Annotated in this window: 18 protein-coding genes and 2 pseudogenes; 13 read left to right on the forward strand and 7 right to left on the reverse strand. The window is 54.0% G+C overall.

Annotation, left to right across the window (positions count from 1 at the left end; all coding sequences use genetic code 11):
• Nucleotides 1-18 precede the first annotated feature (18 nt).
• The 12 genes and pseudogenes from MOMUL_RS00215 (at nucleotide 19) to MOMUL_RS17010 (ending at nucleotide 11,052) form a co-directional block, all read left to right on the forward strand.
• A complete protein-coding gene (locus MOMUL_RS00215) occupies nucleotides 19-885 on the forward strand; it encodes an energy-coupling factor ABC transporter ATP-binding protein (RefSeq protein ID WP_062280013.1) in 867 nt (288 codons plus the stop codon).
• Nucleotides 886-1,182: 297 nt separating this feature from the next.
• Nucleotides 1,183-2,028: an energy-coupling factor ABC transporter ATP-binding protein gene (locus MOMUL_RS00220; protein ID WP_062280017.1), complete on the forward strand. Its 846-nt coding sequence runs from the start codon at nucleotides 1,183-1,185 to the stop codon at nucleotides 2,026-2,028.
• Nucleotides 2,003-2,758 carry an energy-coupling factor transporter transmembrane component T family protein gene (locus MOMUL_RS00225; protein WP_062280020.1) on the forward strand — a complete coding sequence of 252 codons (756 nt, stop codon included), beginning with the start codon at nucleotides 2,003-2,005 and terminating at the stop codon, nucleotides 2,756-2,758. Before MOMUL_RS00220 ends, MOMUL_RS00225 begins: the two co-directional genes overlap by 26 nt.
• Before the next feature lie 133 nt (nucleotides 2,759-2,891).
• Nucleotides 2,892-3,149, forward strand: coding sequence for a type II toxin-antitoxin system Phd/YefM family antitoxin (locus MOMUL_RS00230; RefSeq protein WP_054938000.1), 258 nt, complete (start codon nucleotides 2,892-2,894; stop codon nucleotides 3,147-3,149).
• On the forward strand, nucleotides 3,146-3,613 hold the full coding sequence (locus tag MOMUL_RS00235; RefSeq protein ID WP_062280023.1) for a hypothetical protein: 468 nt from the start codon (nucleotides 3,146-3,148) through the stop codon (nucleotides 3,611-3,613). Before MOMUL_RS00230 ends, MOMUL_RS00235 begins: the two co-directional genes overlap by 4 nt.
• A gap of 56 nt (nucleotides 3,614-3,669) precedes the next feature.
• Nucleotides 3,670-4,131, forward strand: coding sequence for a ferritin-like domain-containing protein (locus MOMUL_RS00240; protein WP_236712922.1), 462 nt, complete (start codon nucleotides 3,670-3,672; stop codon nucleotides 4,129-4,131).
• Between the two features lie 98 nt (nucleotides 4,132-4,229).
• Nucleotides 4,230-4,640, forward strand: a complete 411-nt coding sequence (locus MOMUL_RS00245) for an RrF2 family transcriptional regulator (RefSeq protein WP_062280025.1) — start codon at nucleotides 4,230-4,232, stop codon at nucleotides 4,638-4,640.
• An 86-nt stretch (nucleotides 4,641-4,726) separates the two neighbouring features.
• Nucleotides 4,727-6,112 (forward strand): cytochrome ubiquinol oxidase subunit I, encoded by a 1,386-nt coding sequence (locus MOMUL_RS00250; RefSeq protein ID WP_062280028.1) that lies wholly within the window; start codon nucleotides 4,727-4,729, stop codon nucleotides 6,110-6,112.
• Complete coding sequence (gene cydB, locus MOMUL_RS00255; RefSeq protein ID WP_062280031.1) at nucleotides 6,103-7,107, forward strand: cytochrome d ubiquinol oxidase subunit II; 1,005 nt, start codon at nucleotides 6,103-6,105, stop codon at nucleotides 7,105-7,107. The genes MOMUL_RS00250 and cydB overlap by 10 nt, the downstream gene beginning before the upstream one ends.
• A gap of 154 nt (nucleotides 7,108-7,261) precedes the next feature.
• Nucleotides 7,262-9,043 (forward strand): annotated as a pseudogene (gene cydD, locus MOMUL_RS17715) (thiol reductant ABC exporter subunit CydD); the annotation flags it as partial.
• 375 nt (nucleotides 9,044-9,418) lie between these two features.
• Complete coding sequence (locus MOMUL_RS17720; RefSeq protein ID WP_407937681.1) at nucleotides 9,419-10,198, forward strand: ABC transporter transmembrane domain-containing protein; 780 nt, start codon at nucleotides 9,419-9,421, stop codon at nucleotides 10,196-10,198.
• Complete coding sequence (locus MOMUL_RS17010; RefSeq protein ID WP_201786439.1) at nucleotides 10,195-11,052, forward strand: ABC transporter ATP-binding protein; 858 nt, start codon at nucleotides 10,195-10,197, stop codon at nucleotides 11,050-11,052. Before MOMUL_RS17720 ends, MOMUL_RS17010 begins: the two co-directional genes overlap by 4 nt.
• Nucleotides 11,053-11,062: 10 nt before the next feature.
• Here the strand turns inward: MOMUL_RS17010 and gmk are convergent, their stop codons facing one another.
• The 4 genes from gmk to MOMUL_RS16825 all read right to left on the reverse strand — a co-directional run bounded on the left by gmk (nucleotide 11,063) and on the right by MOMUL_RS16825 (nucleotide 14,477).
• Nucleotides 11,063-11,683 (reverse strand): guanylate kinase, encoded by a 621-nt coding sequence (gene gmk, locus MOMUL_RS00270; protein ID WP_062280034.1) that lies wholly within the window; start codon nucleotides 11,681-11,683, stop codon nucleotides 11,063-11,065.
• 75 nt (nucleotides 11,684-11,758) lie between these two features.
• On the reverse strand, nucleotides 11,759-12,793 hold the full coding sequence (locus MOMUL_RS00275; RefSeq protein ID WP_084785360.1) for an MtaA/CmuA family methyltransferase: 1,035 nt from the start codon (nucleotides 12,791-12,793) through the stop codon (nucleotides 11,759-11,761).
• 26 nt (nucleotides 12,794-12,819) lie between these two features.
• On the reverse strand, nucleotides 12,820-14,052 hold the full coding sequence (locus tag MOMUL_RS00280) for a PucR family transcriptional regulator (protein WP_062280037.1): 1,233 nt from the start codon (nucleotides 14,050-14,052) through the stop codon (nucleotides 12,820-12,822).
• 287 nt (nucleotides 14,053-14,339) lie between these two features.
• A complete protein-coding gene (locus MOMUL_RS16825; protein ID WP_169802139.1) occupies nucleotides 14,340-14,477 on the reverse strand; it encodes a hypothetical protein in 138 nt (45 codons plus the stop codon).
• A gap of 250 nt (nucleotides 14,478-14,727) precedes the next feature.
• Between MOMUL_RS16825 and MOMUL_RS17725 the strand changes: the two are divergent.
• Nucleotides 14,728-14,927: pseudogene (locus MOMUL_RS17725) on the forward strand (IS256 family transposase); the annotation flags it as partial.
• 114 nt (nucleotides 14,928-15,041) lie between these two features.
• Here MOMUL_RS17725 and MOMUL_RS00285 read toward each other — a convergent pair.
• From MOMUL_RS00285 to MOMUL_RS17730, 3 genes are all read right to left on the reverse strand, one after another.
• Nucleotides 15,042-16,091 (reverse strand): TRAP transporter substrate-binding protein, encoded by a 1,050-nt coding sequence (locus MOMUL_RS00285; protein WP_062280040.1) that lies wholly within the window; start codon nucleotides 16,089-16,091, stop codon nucleotides 15,042-15,044.
• A 67-nt stretch (nucleotides 16,092-16,158) separates the two neighbouring features.
• Complete coding sequence (locus MOMUL_RS00290; protein ID WP_062280043.1) at nucleotides 16,159-17,439, reverse strand: TRAP transporter large permease; 1,281 nt, start codon at nucleotides 17,437-17,439, stop codon at nucleotides 16,159-16,161.
• 19 nt (nucleotides 17,440-17,458) lie between these two features.
• On the reverse strand, nucleotides 17,459-17,893 hold the full coding sequence (locus MOMUL_RS17730) for a TRAP transporter small permease (protein WP_407937682.1): 435 nt from the start codon (nucleotides 17,891-17,893) through the stop codon (nucleotides 17,459-17,461).
• Nucleotides 17,894-17,947: the final 54 nt, after the last annotated feature.

The following is a 17,947-nucleotide window of genomic DNA, read 5'->3' on the forward strand; positions in this document are numbered from 1 at the left end:
CAGCGCGGAGGCCGGTTCATGGAACCTATTATTAAGGTAGAGAATTTTACTTTTTACTATCCCGACAGCCAGGTGCCAGCCCTGGCCGGAATAAACCTGACCGTCCAAGCGGGAGAATTTTTAGGCCTGACCGGCCCTACCGGCGCCGGCAAAACCACCCTGGCCCTGGCCCTGAACGGCATCATCCCCAATTTTCAGGGAGGCCGTATGGGCGGCAGGGTAATGGTTGCCGGTTTAGACACGGCAAAAACCCCCTGCGCCCGGCTGGCCGGGGTTATCGGCAGCGTCTTCCAGGACCCGGAAGCCCAGCTGGTGGCGGAAGTAGTCGAGGATGAGCTGGCCTTCGGCCTGGAAAACCTGGCCGTCCCCCGGGAAGAAATGCGGCAGCGCATTGGCGCCGCCCTGGAAATGGTGGGCATAGCCAGCCTGCGCCACCGTAGTTTACGGGAATTATCCGGCGGCCAGAAGCAAAAGGTGGCCATTGCCGCTGCCGTGGCTTTAAGGCCCCGGGTGCTGGTGCTGGATGAACCGACTTCCGAACTCGACCCCCGGGGGACCTTGGAAATCGTGGCCCTCCTGCAGCGGCTCAACCGGGACTATGGTATAACCATCCTGTTGATTGAACAAAAAATTAGTGTCCTCGCCCCCCGGGTCCCCCGGCTGGTCTGTCTTAACAAGGGCCGCATCGTGGCCGATGCCAGCCCGCGCCAGATCCTGGCCCAGGAGAAATTGACGACCGAACTGGGCCTGGAGGTACCCCCGGTGACAGCCCTGTTCCGGATGCTACGCCGGGCCGGCGTCTATCACGGCGACCTGCCCCTGGAGGTAGACGAAGGACAGCGGGAACTGGGGCGCCTGCTTGGGAGCCGGGCGTCCAGGGCATAGCGGTACGCAGGTAAGTTATAAGATAGATGGTCCTGTTTCTTATGGAGACTCCACAGGGGTGAGCAGCTTCCCGGCCGCATTTATTTACAGCCAGGGATCTGGTACGGGCAGGGCAATACCATAGTGCAATCAGTAAATGCCTCATCTTATAACCGGCTAACCTTTGCGGGCGAGTTGAGGGCAACTGCTGTGCAGGGATCATGGCGAGAGAAAAACGCTGCCAGCCGGCGGTAAAAGATACCTGAAAGCTGTCGCCATCAGTACGGGGCGGCAACCTATATTTGGAGGCGCAAAAAAATGATCCGGGCTGAAAATGTAGAGTTTACTTACCCCAACGGTTTCCAAGCCCTCAGGGACCTATCCTTTCATATCCGGTCCGGGGAATTCGTGGCCCTCATCGGCCAGAACGGCGCCGGGAAAACCACCCTCCTCAAGCTCCTGAACGGGCTTCTTAAACCCACAGCGGGCAGGATCCTGATCGGCGGCCTGGATACGGCCCGGGCGCGGGTGGCTGAACTGGCGCGCAAGGTAGGTTTCCTTTTTCAAAACCCGGATCACCAGATCTTCCTGCCCACCGTCAGGGAAGAACTGGCCTTCGGTCCTAAGAATTTAGGTCTCAAAGGGGCGGCCCTGGAAGATAGGGTGGCGGAAGCGGCTGCCGCCGTAGGCCTCACTCCTTATCTTGACGTTAACCCCCGGCAGCTCAGCAAAGGCCAGCGCCAGCGGGTGGCCCTGGCCTCCGTCCTGGCCATGCAGCCGGAAGTCCTGGTCCTGGACGAACCCACCACCGGCCAGGATTACCGCGAAGCCCTGGAAATAATGAGGCTTGTCAAGAAGCTGCACCAGCAAGGCCACACAGTACTCCTCGTCAGCCACGATATGGAAATGGTGGCCCGCTTCGCCGGCCGGGCCCTCGTCCTGGGGGAAGGACGGTTGCTCCTGGATGGGCCCGTGGCGACAGTTTTTGCCCGGGAAGATATTCTGGCCGCAACCGGCCTCGTACCTCCCCAGGTCATCCAGCTCGCCCGTCCTTACCAGGAACAGGGACTCCTGCGCCCCGTCCTGACGGTAGAAGAATTGTATGCCGAAATTATCGCCGCTTTAAGGGGTGAGGTAGATGCCCGGCAAGTCCTTCCTGCATAAACTCAACCCCCTTACCAAAGTCGTCTGGTCCCTGGCCGTTATTACCCTGGCCTTTGTCTACCAGGAACCCCTGCCCATCTTAAGCCTCTGGGCCTCGGTCCTGGCCGTCGCCCTGATTGGTAAGGTGTTGCGGGAAATCTTGCCCGCCATCCGGGGGCTTATAATATTTGCCGCCATCTTTTTCCTCTTTCAGGTCTTTTTAATCGACGAGGGCCAGGTTGTTTTTACCCTGGTACCCGGCACCGGCATCGGCCGCATCACCGACGTGGGGCTCAAGGCCTGCACCATGCTCGCTTTAAGGATGCTGGCCATGACATCTACCATTCCCGTTCTCCTGGCCACCACCCCGCCCAAGGATATGATTGTCGCCTTTGTGGAAAAACTGAAGGTGCCCTATGTCTATGCCCTGATGCTGGTAACCTCTTTAAGGTTTATCCCTACCCTGCAGGAAGAATTGAGCCTGGTCATCCAGGCCCAGCGGGCCTGGGCCTACGACCTGGAAGGCCGCAATATTATCAAGCGCTTTCTGGCCCTCATTCCCCTGGCCCTCCCTCTCCTCCTCATGTCCGTCCAGCGGGCCCGGACCATGGCCATCTCCATGGAAACCCGCGCTTTTGGCGCCGGCCCCCGTACCAGCCTGCACACCTCGACCTTCCAGCTACTGGACATAGGGGTAATCTCTTCGTGCCTGCTCCTGACAGCCGTTCTGGCGGTTGTATCGCTGCGTTAGCCCCGGTATCGTAACCGGGGCTAATGCGTTTTTTGGCAACAGGATATCGGGGATTCCTTGACTGGAGTTATTTTCAAGTATATACTTAAGGTAAACTTAAGTTCTAACTAATACCTTCTTGGGGGGAAACGCATTGGAATTTGCCACCAGCAAGGAGCTACGTATTTATACTGGAAAGATATTAGAGAAGGTTAGGGCCGGGGAACGTTTTGCCATTACGCATCGGGGTAAGCCTGTGGCATGGCTAATACCCTTTGAAAATGACACTCCCGAATTTTCCCCTCTTCCCTATCATGAGGCGTGGGCAGATATTGAACGGGCCCTGGAAGCCAGCGAGCCATATTACCCTGACTGGCACGAAGCTCTCAAGGAAAGCAGGCGGCAAAAGTGATATTCGTAGATTCTGATGTATTACTAATCGACCTGCGCTATCGCCGTGACACTAAGTATAAAGAAAACGCTGCTTTTTTAGCCGGGCTCAAGCATGGCAAGCAACAAGGTATTACATCGATCTTCAATGTTTTAGAGGTATGTGGTATCCTTTCCTATAACTTAAACGAGCAGCAGCTATTAAACCTTTATTGTCATTTGCCGACCCATTACAACCTGCAAATTTACCCGCCCTCAAAGGAGTACCTGCCGCGCCTAACAGTAAAAAGTATCCTGGCCATCATAAGCAAAAAGGCCAGCTTTGGCGATGCGCTAATTATCTATACGGTACGAAACATGGGTCCACTGGTATCGCACTATGTTAGCTGGAACGCCAGGCATTTCCTCCAGCAGTTGTCCATACCAGCTTTGACGCCAGCAGAGGCCCTGGAAACTGGAATTCTGAAAAATGCTGGCCCTGAATGAAAAAAGATTGCCCCGGCCGTATAACTATACCCTTTCCGGTAAAGGTTAATTAAGGGGTGCCGTGCTTGGAAGAAAAGGACCTTATCCGTAGCCTCAACTGGTTCTACAGCCTGGAAATCGAGCAGGTAGACCTCTATAAGAGCCAGGCCCGGGCAGCAACGGACATTTACCTGCGGCAGGTATTGACCCGGATAGCGGCTATGGAACAGGAACACGTCATCAACCTGGAAGCGGAAATCAGCCGCCGCGGCGCCACCCCGACCCGCCTGGGAGCCATCATTGCTCCCCTCCTGGGGGTGGCAGCCGGGACCATCCTCAACTGGACCAATACCCGCACCCTCCTCTGGGCCAACATTACTTTAGAAGAAAAGGCCATGGCTGACTACAAACGGCTGATTCTCAAAGTTGCCGAAAAACCCCTTTTTAACCTCCTCTGGAGCCACCTAATTGATGAAGACCTGCATGCCGCCTGGTTCAGCAATAAGCTGAAAGAGCTCGATCGCCTGGCCCTGTATTAACAGGATGGTATAGAAAAACTTGACAGGAAAAATAGAATGAGTTATTATTACTATAAACTATACCAAATGAATATACTTTAGATCGGATGTAGTTTTACATGCGCTTAAACCAGGCCACTGATTATGCCTTCCGCGCCGTCCTGTACCTTGCGAAACTGGAACCAGGCACCATCGCCGAAGCCCAGACGATTGCGTCCCGCGAAGATATCCCCATGCGCTTCTTGCTTAAAATCATGCGTTCCCTGGTGCAGGCCGGGATAGTGCAATCCTACCGCGGCATTAGCGGCGGTTTTGCCCTGGCCCGGCCGGCTGGGGAAATTACCCTGCTGGATGTCGTCGAAGCAGTAGAAGGACCAGTCAGCATTAACCGCTGCCTCCTGGACCCGGAGTACTGTAATAAACACGGCGCCCCTCACTGCCCGGTACACCGGGCCCTGGGCTCAGTCCAGGCCGTCCTGCGCCGGGAGCTGGAGCGTTACAACTTTGCCGAGCTGGCCGGGAAAAGTTGAGGGAAGGATTGAAAGGAGGGATTATTTTCAAATAAACTATACTATTTGGATATACTTTTATGTATTTTAAGGGGAGGAGAAAAGTTATGGATGCACTCTTGCTGGCCAGGTGGCAGTTCGGGATTACCTCGGTTTACCACTTCCTCTTCGTTCCCCTGACCCTGGGACTATCCGTCCTGGTGGCCATCATGGAAACCATCTACGTCCGCACTGGTGATGAAACTTACAAGAACATGGCCCGCTTCTGGGGCAGGCTCTTCCTCATCAACTTTGCCATGGGCGTGGTGACCGGTATCGTCCAGGAGTTTCACTTCGGCATGAACTGGTCAGAGTACTCCCGCTTCGTCGGGGATATTTTCGGCGCTCCCCTGGCCGTAGAAGCCCTGGCCGCCTTTTTCCTGGAATCCACCTTTCTGGGCCTGTGGCTCTTTGGCTGGGATAAGCTGCCTAAAACCCTCCATGCCGCCTGTATCTGGCTGGTGGCCTTCGGAACCAACCTTTCCGCCTTCTGGATCCTGGTGGCCAACTCCTTTATGCAGGAGCCGGTAGGTTACGTCCTGCGCAACGGCCGGGCCGAGATGACAGATTTCTTTGCCCTGCTGACCAACCCCCATGTCCTCTACCAATTCCCCCACACCGTCCTGGCCGGCTTTGTGACGGCAGCCTTTTTTGTCATGGGGATCAGTGCCTATCATCTCCTGCGGCAAAGCCAATTAGAGCCCTTCCGCCGTTCCTTCCGGCTGGCCTTGATAATGGGCGTCATCAGCAGCCTGCTGGTGGCGGCCGTCGGCCACTTCCAGGGCCAGTACTTGGTAAGTGCCCAGCCTATGAAGATGGCAGCCGCCGAGGCCTTGTGGGAGAGTGCCGCTCCGGCCCCCCTGGCCCTGGCGGCCCTGGTTGATGAAAGAACCCAGACCAATACCTTCGAGATTAAAATTCCCGCCCTGGCCAGCTTTCTTGCCTATAACAGCTTCCAGGGCGAGGTTAAAGGCCTGAAGGATCTCCAGGCCGCGGCAGAGGCCAGCTATGGCCCCGGCAGTTATATCCCGCCGGTCGCCCCGGTCTTCTGGAGCTTCCGCCTGATGGTCGTCGCCGGGCTGTGGTTAATTTTACTGTCCCTTTACAGCCTGTACCTGTGGCGGCGGAGACGCCTGGAAGAAAAACCCCTGGTCCTCAAAGCCCTCCTCTGGAGCATTCCCGTGCCCTATCTCGCCAACACCGCCGGCTGGTTGATGGCCGAGATCGGTCGCTATCCCTGGATTGTCTACGGGCTGCAGCGGGTCGAGGCGGCCGTCTCGCCCGGGGTATCCGCCGCCGCTATTTTGACGACCCTGGTGGCTTTTACCCTGCTGTACGGGGTCCTGGCGGTAGCCGACGTCTACCTCCTGGCTAAATACGCCCGGCAGGGTGTTGAGACAACTCCTGCCACCAGGATGTTAGATAATTCCGGGGAGGTATCCTTATGGATCTAACTGTCCTCTGGTTTATCCTGGTAGCCGTCCTTTTTGCCGGCTTCTTTTTCCTGGAGGGCTTTGACTACGGCGTCGGTATCCTGCTGCCTTTCCTGGGGAAAAGCGATGGGGAACGCCGCGCCATCATTAACAGCATCGGCCCCTTCTGGGACGGCAACGAGGTGTGGATGCTCACCGCCGGCGGGGCCATGTTTGCCGCCTTCCCCCACTGGTACGCCACCCTTTTCAGCGGCTTTTACCTGGCGTTATTCCTTATCCTCGTAGCCTTAATCTTGCGCGGGGTAGCCTTTGAATTCCGCAGCAAGGATGAACGTCGTACCTGGCGTAACTTTTGGGATTGGATGCTTTTCCTGGGAAGCCTCTTGCCGGCCCTTCTCTGGGGCGTGGCCATGGCCAACCTGATCCGGGGCGTACCCATTGACGCCAGGATGCAGTATGCCGGTTCCTTTTTCGATCTCCTTTCCCCCTACACCCTGCTAGGGGGCTTGACCTCTCTGCTCCTTTTCACCCTACAGGGGGCACTTTTCCTGGCCCTCAAAACCGGGGATGAACTGCCGCAGCGCGCCCGGCAGGCAGGGTTAAAGATAGGTACCGGCACTGTGGCGGCCCTCCTCCTGCTGCTAATTATGAGTTACCGGGAAACCGACATCTTTACCCGGATGGTACCGGGAATCGCCGCCTGGGGCGCTCTGGTGGCCCTTCTCCTGGCCTGGTGGTTGCTCAGCTCCCGGAGCTACGGCGGGGCCTTTATCTTGAACGGTCTGGCCATCCTCCTGGGCACTGCGGCTCTCTTTGGAGGACTCTTTCCCCGGGTGATGGTTTCCAGCCTGAACCCCCAGTGGAGCCTGACCATTTACCAGGCCTCCTCCAGCCCCTATACCCTTAAAGTTATGACCATCGTCGCCTTCACCCTGGTACCCGTGGTGCTCCTTTACCAGGGCTGGACCTACTGGGTCTTCCGCCAGCGGGTTAAGGCCAGGGACCTGGAATATTAGGAGTTGGAGGCCGGGGGCTTGCCGGAACTGGCTACGCCCGTTCTTGTTTCGAAAGTGCGGCAAAGGGTGAACGGGGCTAGCCAAGAGTTTTCGAATACGCACCAGAGAGGGTTAGAGCAAAGAAGGTCCTGCGGAGAGAGGGGAAGGTAATTTGCTGCTGGAAAGGAATCTCCTGGGCGAAGCACGCCGGGTGCGCTGGCACCTGGCCGTGACCGTGGGCCTGGGCCTGGCGGCCGGCTTGCTGGCCATCTTGCAGGCCGGTTACCTGGCCCGGGTGGTGAACGGGGTCTTCCTGGAAGGGCAGGACCTGCGGGGTGTCTGGCACTGGCTCATGGCCCTCCTGGGCATCATTTTCCTCCGGGCGGGCCTGGCCTGGGGTGTAGAAGTGGCGGCCCACCGGGCCGCGGCCCGGATCAAATATGACCTGCGCCGGCGCCTGGTGGGCCACCTCCTGGCCGTAGGTCCGTTACCTTTGAAGGATGAGCATACCGGGGAGCTGGTCAACGTCCTGGTGGAAGGAGTTGAGGACCTGGAGGCTTATTTTGCCCGTTATTTGCCCCAGCTGGCTCTGGCGGCCCTGGTGCCCCTGATGGTCCTAGGTTTCGTCTTCCCCCTGGACCTGTTTTCCGGCCTGCTCCTCCTTTTTACCGCTCCCCTGCTTCCCCTGTTCATGCTCCTTATCGGCAACCGGGCAGAAAGCCTCACTCAACAGCAGTGGCAAACTCTGAGCAGCCTAAGCGGCCACTTCCTGGATGTGCTGCAGGGCCTTACCACCCTGAAAATCTTCGGCCGCAGCAAAGAACAAGCTGAAATCCTGGCCCGCCTCAGCGACCGTTTCCGGTCCACCACCCTGGGAGTGCTGCGGGTGGCCTTTCTCTCGGCCCTGGTGCTGGAACTCGTAGCTACCATCAGTACCGCCCTGGTGGCTGTCACCGTGGGACTGCGCCTGGTTTATGCCCAAATACCCTTTAATGAGGCCCTTTTCCTTTTGCTGCTGGCCCCGGAATTCTACCTGCCCCTGCGCCTCCTGGGCAGCCAGTTCCATGCCGGCCTGGCCGGCGTCAGCGCCGCCCGGCGGATCTTCGCCGTTCTGGATATGGCAGGCCCTTGCACTACCCCGGCCCCGGCAGTAGCGGACGTAAGGGTCAAATCCCTGCCTCGAGGCGCGGGAACGGGAAATCTCCCGCCGGGTAGGGAAAGCCGCATACAACCGCCGGGGCTGCATATTGTCCTTGAAGGGGTTCATTATACTTACCCGGATAGGGAGCGGCCGGCCCTGGAAGAGGTCTCCCTGGAACTCCGGCCGGGGGAAAAGGTGGCCCTGGTTGGTCCCAGCGGCGGGGGGAAAAGCACCATCGCCCACCTGCTCCTGCGTTTCCTGGAGCCTGGCCGGGGGCTGATTACCGTCAACGGCCTTCCTTTAAACCAGATCCCCCTGGAGGAATGGCGCCGGCAGGTGGCTCTGGTTCCCCAGCATCCCTACCTTTTCAGCGGTACTATAGCCGACAATATCCTCCTGGGACGTCCGGAAGCCTCGCGGGAGGAAGTGGTGGCCGCGGCCCGCCTCGCCGGGGCCCACGAGTTCATTGCCGCCCTGCCCCGGGGTTATGATACGCCCATCGGTGAACGGGGGCTGCGCTTGAGCAGCGGCCAGGCGCGGCGCCTGGCCATTGCCCGGGCAATTTTGAAGGACGCCCCCTTACTGATCCTGGACGAAGCTACGGCCAACCTGGATCCAGCCACTGACCGGCTAATCCAGGCGGCCCTGGATCGCCTGATGGAAAACCGCACGGTGCTGATTATCGCCCACCGCCTCAGCACCGTCTACCGGGCGGACCGCATCGTGGTCCTGGCCTCCGGCCGCGTGGTGGAGGCAGGACGGCACGAGGCATTAATGGCGCGGCAGGGTGCCTATTACCGCCTGGTCACGGCCTTTCATTGCGCAACCGGAAGGGTCAAGATTAGCTCAGCGCCCGCTAACTCGCTCCACTCCGGAGAGTTTGCTGGAGCGGAGGACTATGCCTTCGGGCAGGACCGGCGCCAATCCGTTAGCATGGCTGCCCGCTCCACACGCTCTCTCGATATGCCGTACTTTTCATGCCGCCAAAAACATCACCAGCCTGGAAGCACGCCTACCCCTGGCCCCCAGAACTGCACCGCCCTGTACCGGCAGTTAACCCCTACCCATTTTAAGCGGAGAACTACCACCAACACTTTCATCCATCTCCTGGGTCTGCTTGCATCCTCTTGGCCCGCTGTGCTGGGAGCCACCCTGCTTGGATTTTTTACCATAGCCAGCAACGTCGGCCTCATGGCTACCGCTGCCTTTCTCATTGCCGGCGCCGCCCTCCACCCGCCGGTTTTAGACCTCATGCTCCCCATCGTCGGGGTGCGCTTTTTTGGTATCTCCCGGGCCGCCAGCCGTTACCTGGAACGTTACGTCAACCATAGCGTAACCTTGCACTTCCTCAGCCGGCTGCGGGTTTCCTTTTACCAGGCCCTTGAACCCCTGGCCCCGGCCCGGTTACCGGACCACCACAGTGGTGACTTACTGAGCCGGGTCGTGGCCGATGTGGCGACCCTGGAAAACTTTTATCTCCGCGTCCTGGCCCCGCCCCTGGTGGCCCTGCTGGTAATGGTGGCCGTTTTCGTTTTCCTGGCCTATTTTACCATCAAACCGGCCCTGGCCTGGCTGTTATTTTTCCTTGGGGCTGGCATCATTGTGCCCCTGGGCCTGAAGGCTGCCGGGCGGGGTGCGGGCCGTCAGCAGGGGGAGGTGCGGGCGGCCCTTAACGCCGCCCTGGTGGATACCGTTCAAGGCATGCCTGAAATCCTGGCCTTCGGCCGCGCCAGGCAGCAGCAGGAACGCATCGCCGCCTTGAGCCAGGAACTGCTGGTTCTCCAGGGCCACGATGCCTGGAGGACCGGGCTGGCAGCCGCCCTGACAGGCCTGGCCATGAACCTGGCCCTGTGGTCGGTCCTGGTGCTGGCCATCCCCCTGGTGGACCGCGGCCAGCTGGACGGTATCTACCTGGCCATGCTGGCCCTGGGGGCGGCCGCTAGCTTTGAGGCCTCCTGCCCCTGCCTATGATCTTTGAGCACCTGGAGGCAAGCCTGGCCGCAGCCCGGCGGCTCTTCGCCCTTATCGATACCCGGCCTGCCGTCCAGGACCCGCCCGGCCCGCCGCCACAGCCGGCAAACTACCACCTGGAGGTAAAAGGACTGCGCTTTCGCTACGCCCCGGAAGAACCCTGGGTCCTGGACGGCATCGACTTTACCCTGCCAGAAGGGGGCCGGGTGGCCATCGTCGGTCCCAGCGGGGCCGGAAAAAGCACATTAGTAAATCTGCTCCTGCGCTTCTGGGATTACGAGGAAGGATCTATTCGCCTGGGTGGGTATGAACTCAAGGCCTATCCCCAGGAAGAGTTGCGCCGCCTGATAGCTGTAGTTTCCCAGCAAACCCATCTCTTCCATGCCACCATTGCCGAAAACCTCCTACTGGCCAGGCCGGGTGCCAGCCGGGAGGAGATCCGGCAGGCCGCACGGGAGGCCAGGCTGGAAGAATTTATCCAGAGCCTGCCCGGGGGATATGAAACCTGTATCGGTGAAGAGGGATTGAAACTCTCCGGGGGCCAGCGCCAGCGTCTGGCCATCGCCCGCGCCCTTTTGAAAAACGCCCCCATCCTGATACTTGATGAGGCCACATCGGGCCTGGACACGGTGACTGAGGGGGAAGTAAGGCAGGCTGTCTACCGTTTAATGGCCGGCCGGACCACCCTGATCATAACCCACCGTCTGGCGGGCCTAGAAGCCATGGATGAGATCCTGGTCCTGGATAAAGGGCGGATCGTCCAGCGGGGACGGCATGATGAACTTCTCCGGCAAGAGGGACTTTACCGCCGGATGTGGGAGCTGCAGCACGAAGTATTGGAGCTGGACAGTTAGCCCTCACTTTTTATTCCCTTTGGGAATATTGCTCTAAAATCCGGACCAGCTCTTTCCCGGCCCGCTCCAGGTCGTCGTTAACGATCACGTGTCGGTACCTATCGACATAGCCCATTTCCATGTCCACCCGTTCCAGCCTTCTGGCTATCACCCCGGTGTCCTTTTCCCTCCCGGCCAGCCGCTGGCGCAATTCTTCCATATTTGGCGGGGCAATAAAAATCGGGACGACATTTTCAGGGAAGCGCTCCATGACCTCAACGCATCCCAGGACATCCATGTCGGTAATAATGTCATAGCCGTTCTCCAGGGCATAAACAATTGTCGGTAAATGGGTACCGTAGTAGTCCCCGGAATGAATCTGCTTCCATTCCAGGAAGGCTCCCTGAGTGATCATTGCTTCAAAATCAGCTTTACTGACAAAAAAATACGGGAAGCCCTGGGCTTCCCCCGGTCGCATGGGGCGGGTGGTTATTGAGGGCAGGTAGTATATACCCCGGACCCGCTCCAGGGCATAGTTCAACAGGGTATTTTTTCCCACCCCGGAAGGCCCGGAAACGACGAAAAAGTAACCCTGTCGATTTTTTCGATCTTTAACTTGAAAGTCAACGATCAATTTGCTAGAAAGGATCATAAGGCATAATTCCCCACAGGAAATATTAATTTGTTTACATTTTAACACACAGCCTCAGGCCAGGCAATGCGGCCTTTACCGTTGCCGGCGACTAAAATCTCGTACTGCCTGGACCACGGCTTTCAAGTTTTGGTTCGGCGTCCGCAAAGGTACAGCGCACTCCGGCGCTACCAGCCTGATGCCCGCCTTAAGCAGCCTTTCTACTTCGACCTTGACCTCCGCTACCCTGCCGTTCAGTAGGGTCTGAGGGTTATTGATGCCTCCTACCAAGGTCAGGCGGCCATTGGCCAGGATAAGGAGCTCGGCCGGCGGGTTGCGGGAATCAAAATGAAAGGCCGTAAAACCCGTCTGAGTAAAGTAGCCCAACCGGTCGGTAACCCGGCCGCATGTATGGAGAATAACCGGGACATCCGCGGGCAATTCCTTAACGGCCCGTTGGTGCAAAGGCAGGAGAAACTCGCGATAGGCGGTAGCACTAACCAGGTCGCCGGTAGCATGGTCTGCCCATGTTAGGACATCAGCACCGGCCTCCACCTCTGCCGCCGCCAGCAGCAAAGGAACGGCCACCAGCCGCCCCAGCAGATCCCGTACGGCCTCCGGTTCTAGGACCAGTCCCAGAAGGAAATTCTGTACCCCGCACAAGTGGTAAGCCAGGGTCCAGGGGCCAATAACCTTGCCCACCACGGCTACGCGGTGACCGTAACGCTTTTTCAGCAGGCTGATGGCCGTGAGAAGAGCTTTAATCGGCTGCCGGTCCAGGAAATTCGTGGGTAGGCGCCACTCCTCCCATTTCTGCAGGGGGTTATTTTTAATAGCCGGCATGGCGTCCACCGGGTTCCAGTCCACCGTACAGCCCAGGGCCGCAGCCTCCAGCAGGATGCTGAAATAGGGTGCGACGGTATCAAAGCCCAGTAGTTCGTGGCCGGTTGCCGCCAGGGCGGCCATTTTATGGGGGTCGGTATGAGCCTCGGGAAAAAAGGCGCCGGTGGCAGTCATGCTTTCCACCGTAGCTACCGAGGTGGGTGTAATTAAAGGTAGACGGTCGACATCTCTGCCCCTGAGAGCTGCTAATACCCGCTCACAGCCGGCCATTTGCTCCCTGGCTGCCATGAACCCATCCCCCCTTTTCCTAAATCTCAATCTTCATGCTGGTGGAGCCGGCCCAGGCGCCGGTAAACGGCCAGCATCTTTAGCCAGAAAATGGCGCGAAAACCTGTGGCCGGGTCCAACCCAGTCAGCTGCTTAATGCGCTCCAGGCGGTTGGTGACAGTATTGCGGTGCAGGTATAACTGCTCGGCCGTTTGCTTAATATTCATATTGTTATCTATAAAGGCTTCGACAGTCTCCAGTAACTGGATCCCTTCCTCGCCTGCTGCCTCAACCTTCTGAAGCAGGGGTTCCAGGTATCTGCTGGTCAGGCGGCCCGGCAGGGCACAGGCCAGGGCTTCAAAGAGGATGGTGTCGGCATCGATAAAGCCGTTGCTTTTACCGCACGCAGCCCCCAGGGAAATTAACTCTACCGCTTCCTGGTAAGATCTCCTTAAACCGGCAATCTCCTTGACAATACTACCGTAGGCCACCTGGACGGCGAAAAGATGATTCCCACTGACCAGGTCATATAGATGCTTCCCTATAACATCCATGGCCTGATAAAGGCGGGGTAGATTATCAGTATCTAAAAAGGCCTTACAAATCACCAGGTAATCTTCACTATAAAAGGCCACCAGGTCCTGGGCGGTTATATAAAGATCCCCTTTTACATGTTCCAGGATTTCACTTTTTAGCTGTTCGCGGGTAACGTCATAACCCAGGTGCAAATTAATATTAAAATAGCGATTCTCCTTGGGCTCCAGCCGCAGGACGATGACGGCCCGGGGAAGGTTTAAGTCATACCCGGCATTTAGCGCCCGCAGCTTTAATTCCTCCGCCCGGGAAGCTGCCTCCCGCCCCAGAAGGGCGCTCAAAAGGGCCTCCTCTTCCCGGGTAGTGTAGTATTGCTCATCCCGGCGCCGGGCTGCTGCCAGTACCCCTTCCAGGGAAGCTTGTAATAGAGCCGCGGTTTCTCCGGGGAACGATCCCTGCCATCCCAGCCAGGCTACCAGCTGTTCGTTCACCGTTAAAGGAAGAAAGTGGTTTTCATCCTTTGCTGGTATCACAGGCGTGGCACCAGCATCTACCTCGGAAGAAGATACTGGGCGGCAATAAAGCCCGGCCGCAGTTAACTCCTGCACCTCCGGCCGTAATGAATGTACCCGGCCCGGGTCCGAACTGGCTATTACTACTCCGTCCGGGTTGATTATTTCTATTACCACCCGGCCAGTTGCCGCGGCCCGGTCCAGCAAGGGCTGAATTAACTCCTGCTGCAGCATTCCCTTCCCCTCCGATATTTCCCATGGCCATACTTACATCCACATCCTACTTTTAATGATAATGTACCACCACCTGGCTAACAAAAGCTAATTTTTATTTTCAGGGCAAGCTTTATGATAAAATACGCGATTACAGGCCGCCAATCCTGCCATCGCTACTTATCCACGAGTTGGCAAAAAGTAAACGCTCTCAGGAAGGCCAACCTGCACCTTAGGGGTATAGATCATCTCCGATAACAAAAGGCAAAACCCCTCTGCCAATGGCAGAGGGGCCAACCAGGCTGGGATCAGTGGTTACGGCAATATTCTTCCACTGCACTTACAATGGCTTTCAGGTTGGCATTGGGGGTCCGGAGAGGTACGGCGCACTCCGGAGCAATAATCTCGATACCGGCTTCAATGTTCGCGATTACTTCCCGGCGCACATCCTCGGGCGTACGAAAAGGGTAGCCAGGTTATCGATACTACCCGCCAGGGCGATGCAACCATTGACAATCTCATGGGCCTTTCTGCTGAAAGCCAGGGGCGCGGCTTTTCCAGTAAATGTAGTTTCTTATTGCTTATATCCCACATTCTGCACCGTATGTTCTCGCCGTTGTCTGTTGATTACGTTTAACTGGTAGATACGTTTCAGTTCTTTATTATTAAGTTCTACACTTTACCTCGCTCCATATAATGATCGCGAGTTACCACCGGTAACTAAAAAGGTCACTAAAGGAAAGAGCATTTTCCTATCTGAAGCTTTGCAAAAGATGCTCTACCTGGTCACTCAAGATTTACTCAGAAAATGGACTGGCCGAGTACATAACTGGGAACAGATTCTGCTTCAGCTATCCATCTTCTTCCCGGAGAAGGTAAGGTCACACTTGCGTTAGTTGGATGGAGCAAAAGCACAAAACTATTGAGAGACCCCCAAGGATTCGAAACCCCCTGTTACTCCAGGGGGTCTACTACTTAAACTAATAATTGCTCTAAAAATAAATTAATATCTACTTCGTGTCAATAACTGTTTGAACCAGTTTTTCACCATCTGGGCCAACTTTTTTAGCAAAGTCTTCATAAATATTCTTTACCGCATTTTGGAAGGGCGTTAAATCCGTAATGGGATTTACTTTAATACCTGCATCTTTCATTTTCTGCATATATTCATTATCGCGTTCAATACACACTTTACGTTCATAGGTACTACTTTCTTTAGCCGCATCGAGAATTATTTTTTGTTGTTCTGGTGTTAATTTCTTATATACACTTTCCGATATCAATAAAACGGCCCCAGCATAAATATGATTGGTTAAAGAGTAATACTTTGTCACTTCATGTAGTTTACTCGTAAATAAACTCTCCGGGGAACCTTCCATGCCATCGACTACTTTGGTTTGTAAAGCGGTGTAGACTTCACTCCAGGGAATAGTTGTGGGGCTGGCCCCCAGTGCCTTAAAGGTATCTATAAAAACCGGCGATTCGGGTAAGCGTATCTTATAACCCTTAAGGTCCTCTATATTATTTATTGGTTTAGGTATTCCCAATACATGGCGGAAACCCTGATCGTAATAGGACAGTACCCTAATATTTTGCTTTTCTAATAGCCTTTTGGCTGCCATTTGACCAGCCTCACCGTCTTGAGCTTTATGGGCATGATCCCAATCACGTAGAATATATGGTAAATCAAAAACGCCTAATGCTGGCTCAAAGTTTTGCATAACCGCCGTTGAAATTAAAGCCATTTCAATTGTACCAATTCTTAAGCCTTCGCCTAAATCACGTTCATTCCCTAAAGAACTATTGGGAAAAATCTGTACCTCTATTTGGCCATTACTATTTTTCTCTACAAGTTCTTTAAACTTAAGTACTCCTTCATGATAACTATGTTTTTCTGTGACTATATGTCCCAGTTTTAGTGCAATTTTTGTTTCTTTATTAGCTTTACCTTGCTCAGACGGTTGGGATTTCGATAACCCACAACCCGATAAACCCATGATCATGACGATTAATAAGACGAATACTAACGGCAAACATGCTTTTTTGTTATTTCTCCTCATAACTTTTCCTCCTTCGTTGATTTATACCTTAAACCCTGTAGAGCTACAGGATTTATAGGTTTCAATATTAAACCAGACTGAAAATTTTTGGTAACACCAGACTAAACCATGGAACAAATGTAATGATAAGTAAACCGATTAGTAGAACAACAATATAAGGTAGCATCGCTTTAAAAACTTTATTTACAGTTATACCAGCAATCCGGCATGCGACTAATATACCAACCCCAATAGGAGGTAAAAACAGCCCAATACCAACGCAAGCAATGGCTAATATTGAGTAATGCAGGGGGTCCACACCAAAAGCCTGGGCAATAGGCATCATAATTGGAATAAATATAATTAGCGCAGGGGCACCCTCAAGAATTCCTCCCATGATGATAAAAACAAGATTACTTAGCAGTAGAAAAATAATTTTTGAAGAAGTAAATGTATGGATAAATGCTCCCAATTTTTGTGGCACCATTTGACTGGTAAGCAACCAGGAAAAAATAGAGGCAGTGCCGATCAGGAAAACTACCAGGGCAGTAGTTATCGCTGCCTCAGCTAAGATATTAATCAGTTTCTGCATTGTTATTTCCCGATAAACAAATACCCCTACAAATAATGCATAAATCACAGCTACTGCAGCAGCCTCAGTGACTGTAAATATACCTCCAAGAATCCCACCAAAAATAATAATTGGAAAAAGCATTGGAATTAAGCCATCTTTTAAGGTTCGACCTAGAGTTTTTAATGAAGGACGACCATCGGCAGGCAAACCCTCACGTACCGCTTGGTAATATATTAAAACCATAATTACAGCAGCCATAACAAAAGCAGGAATAAAACCAGCCATGAATAAAGCTCCTATAGACTGGTCAGTCATCGCTCCAAGAATTACCATATTAATACATGGTGGAACTAAAATTCCCATTGCACTTGCAGCAGATACTATAGACACAGAATTTGGAATGCTGTAGCCTGCCTTTTTCATAGCAGGGATAAGAAGAGAACTGATTGCAGATACATCGGCTGTAGTTGAGCCCGAAATCCCTGAAAATAGAATTTCTCCAACTACGACCGACATTCCTAAACCGCCCCGGATAAAACCAACCAGGGCTTTCGCTAAATTAACTAATCTGATTGCTATACCACCAGTATCCATTAATGCTCCTGCAATAACAAACAAAGGTATCGCTAAAAACGGGAAAGAATCCATGCCCGTAAAAATTCGTTGTACAACTACAATCAATGGTATCTTGTCCTGGAATATAAGAGCAATGATTGAAGAAAGTCCCATGGCGAAACCTATGGGTACAGTTAATATAAGCAACACAATAAAAGATACTGTTAAGACCCCTACCACTATTTTGTCACCTCCTTCTTTATTTTTCTTCCTGATGACTTAAAGGCCTTAACATATTATTGATGGTGAAAATGACATTGAAAAGACCGGTTAATGGTATAGCTAAATAAATATAACCCATGGGAATGCTTAGTGAAGGAGATAATTGTGTAAATGTCCTTGTTGCTAATTTAAAACCTTCTATGATCATTACTAAGGAAAACAACAGTATACATATAGAAACAAAGAGATCTAAATATTTTATGGATATTAAGTTACTCACTATGTTTAGATTAAAATGATTACGTCGCTTTATCCCCAAACTAGTTCCGAATAATACCGACCAGATAAACATAAACCTGGTTATCTCTTCATTCCAAGTAATCGAAAAGTGCCATATATACCTGGTAACAACGTTAATTGAAATCAATACAGTAATTATCGTCATCATGGCTATAAGAATAACCAAAATCATGCGTTCTATAGTATCACAAAACTTATCCAAATCATTGCCCCCTCTCTATTAGTA

The organism is Moorella mulderi DSM 14980, from assembly GCF_001594015.1.
Taxonomy (GTDB): domain Bacteria; phylum Bacillota; class DSM-521; order Neomoorellales; family Neomoorellaceae; genus Neomoorella; species Neomoorella mulderi.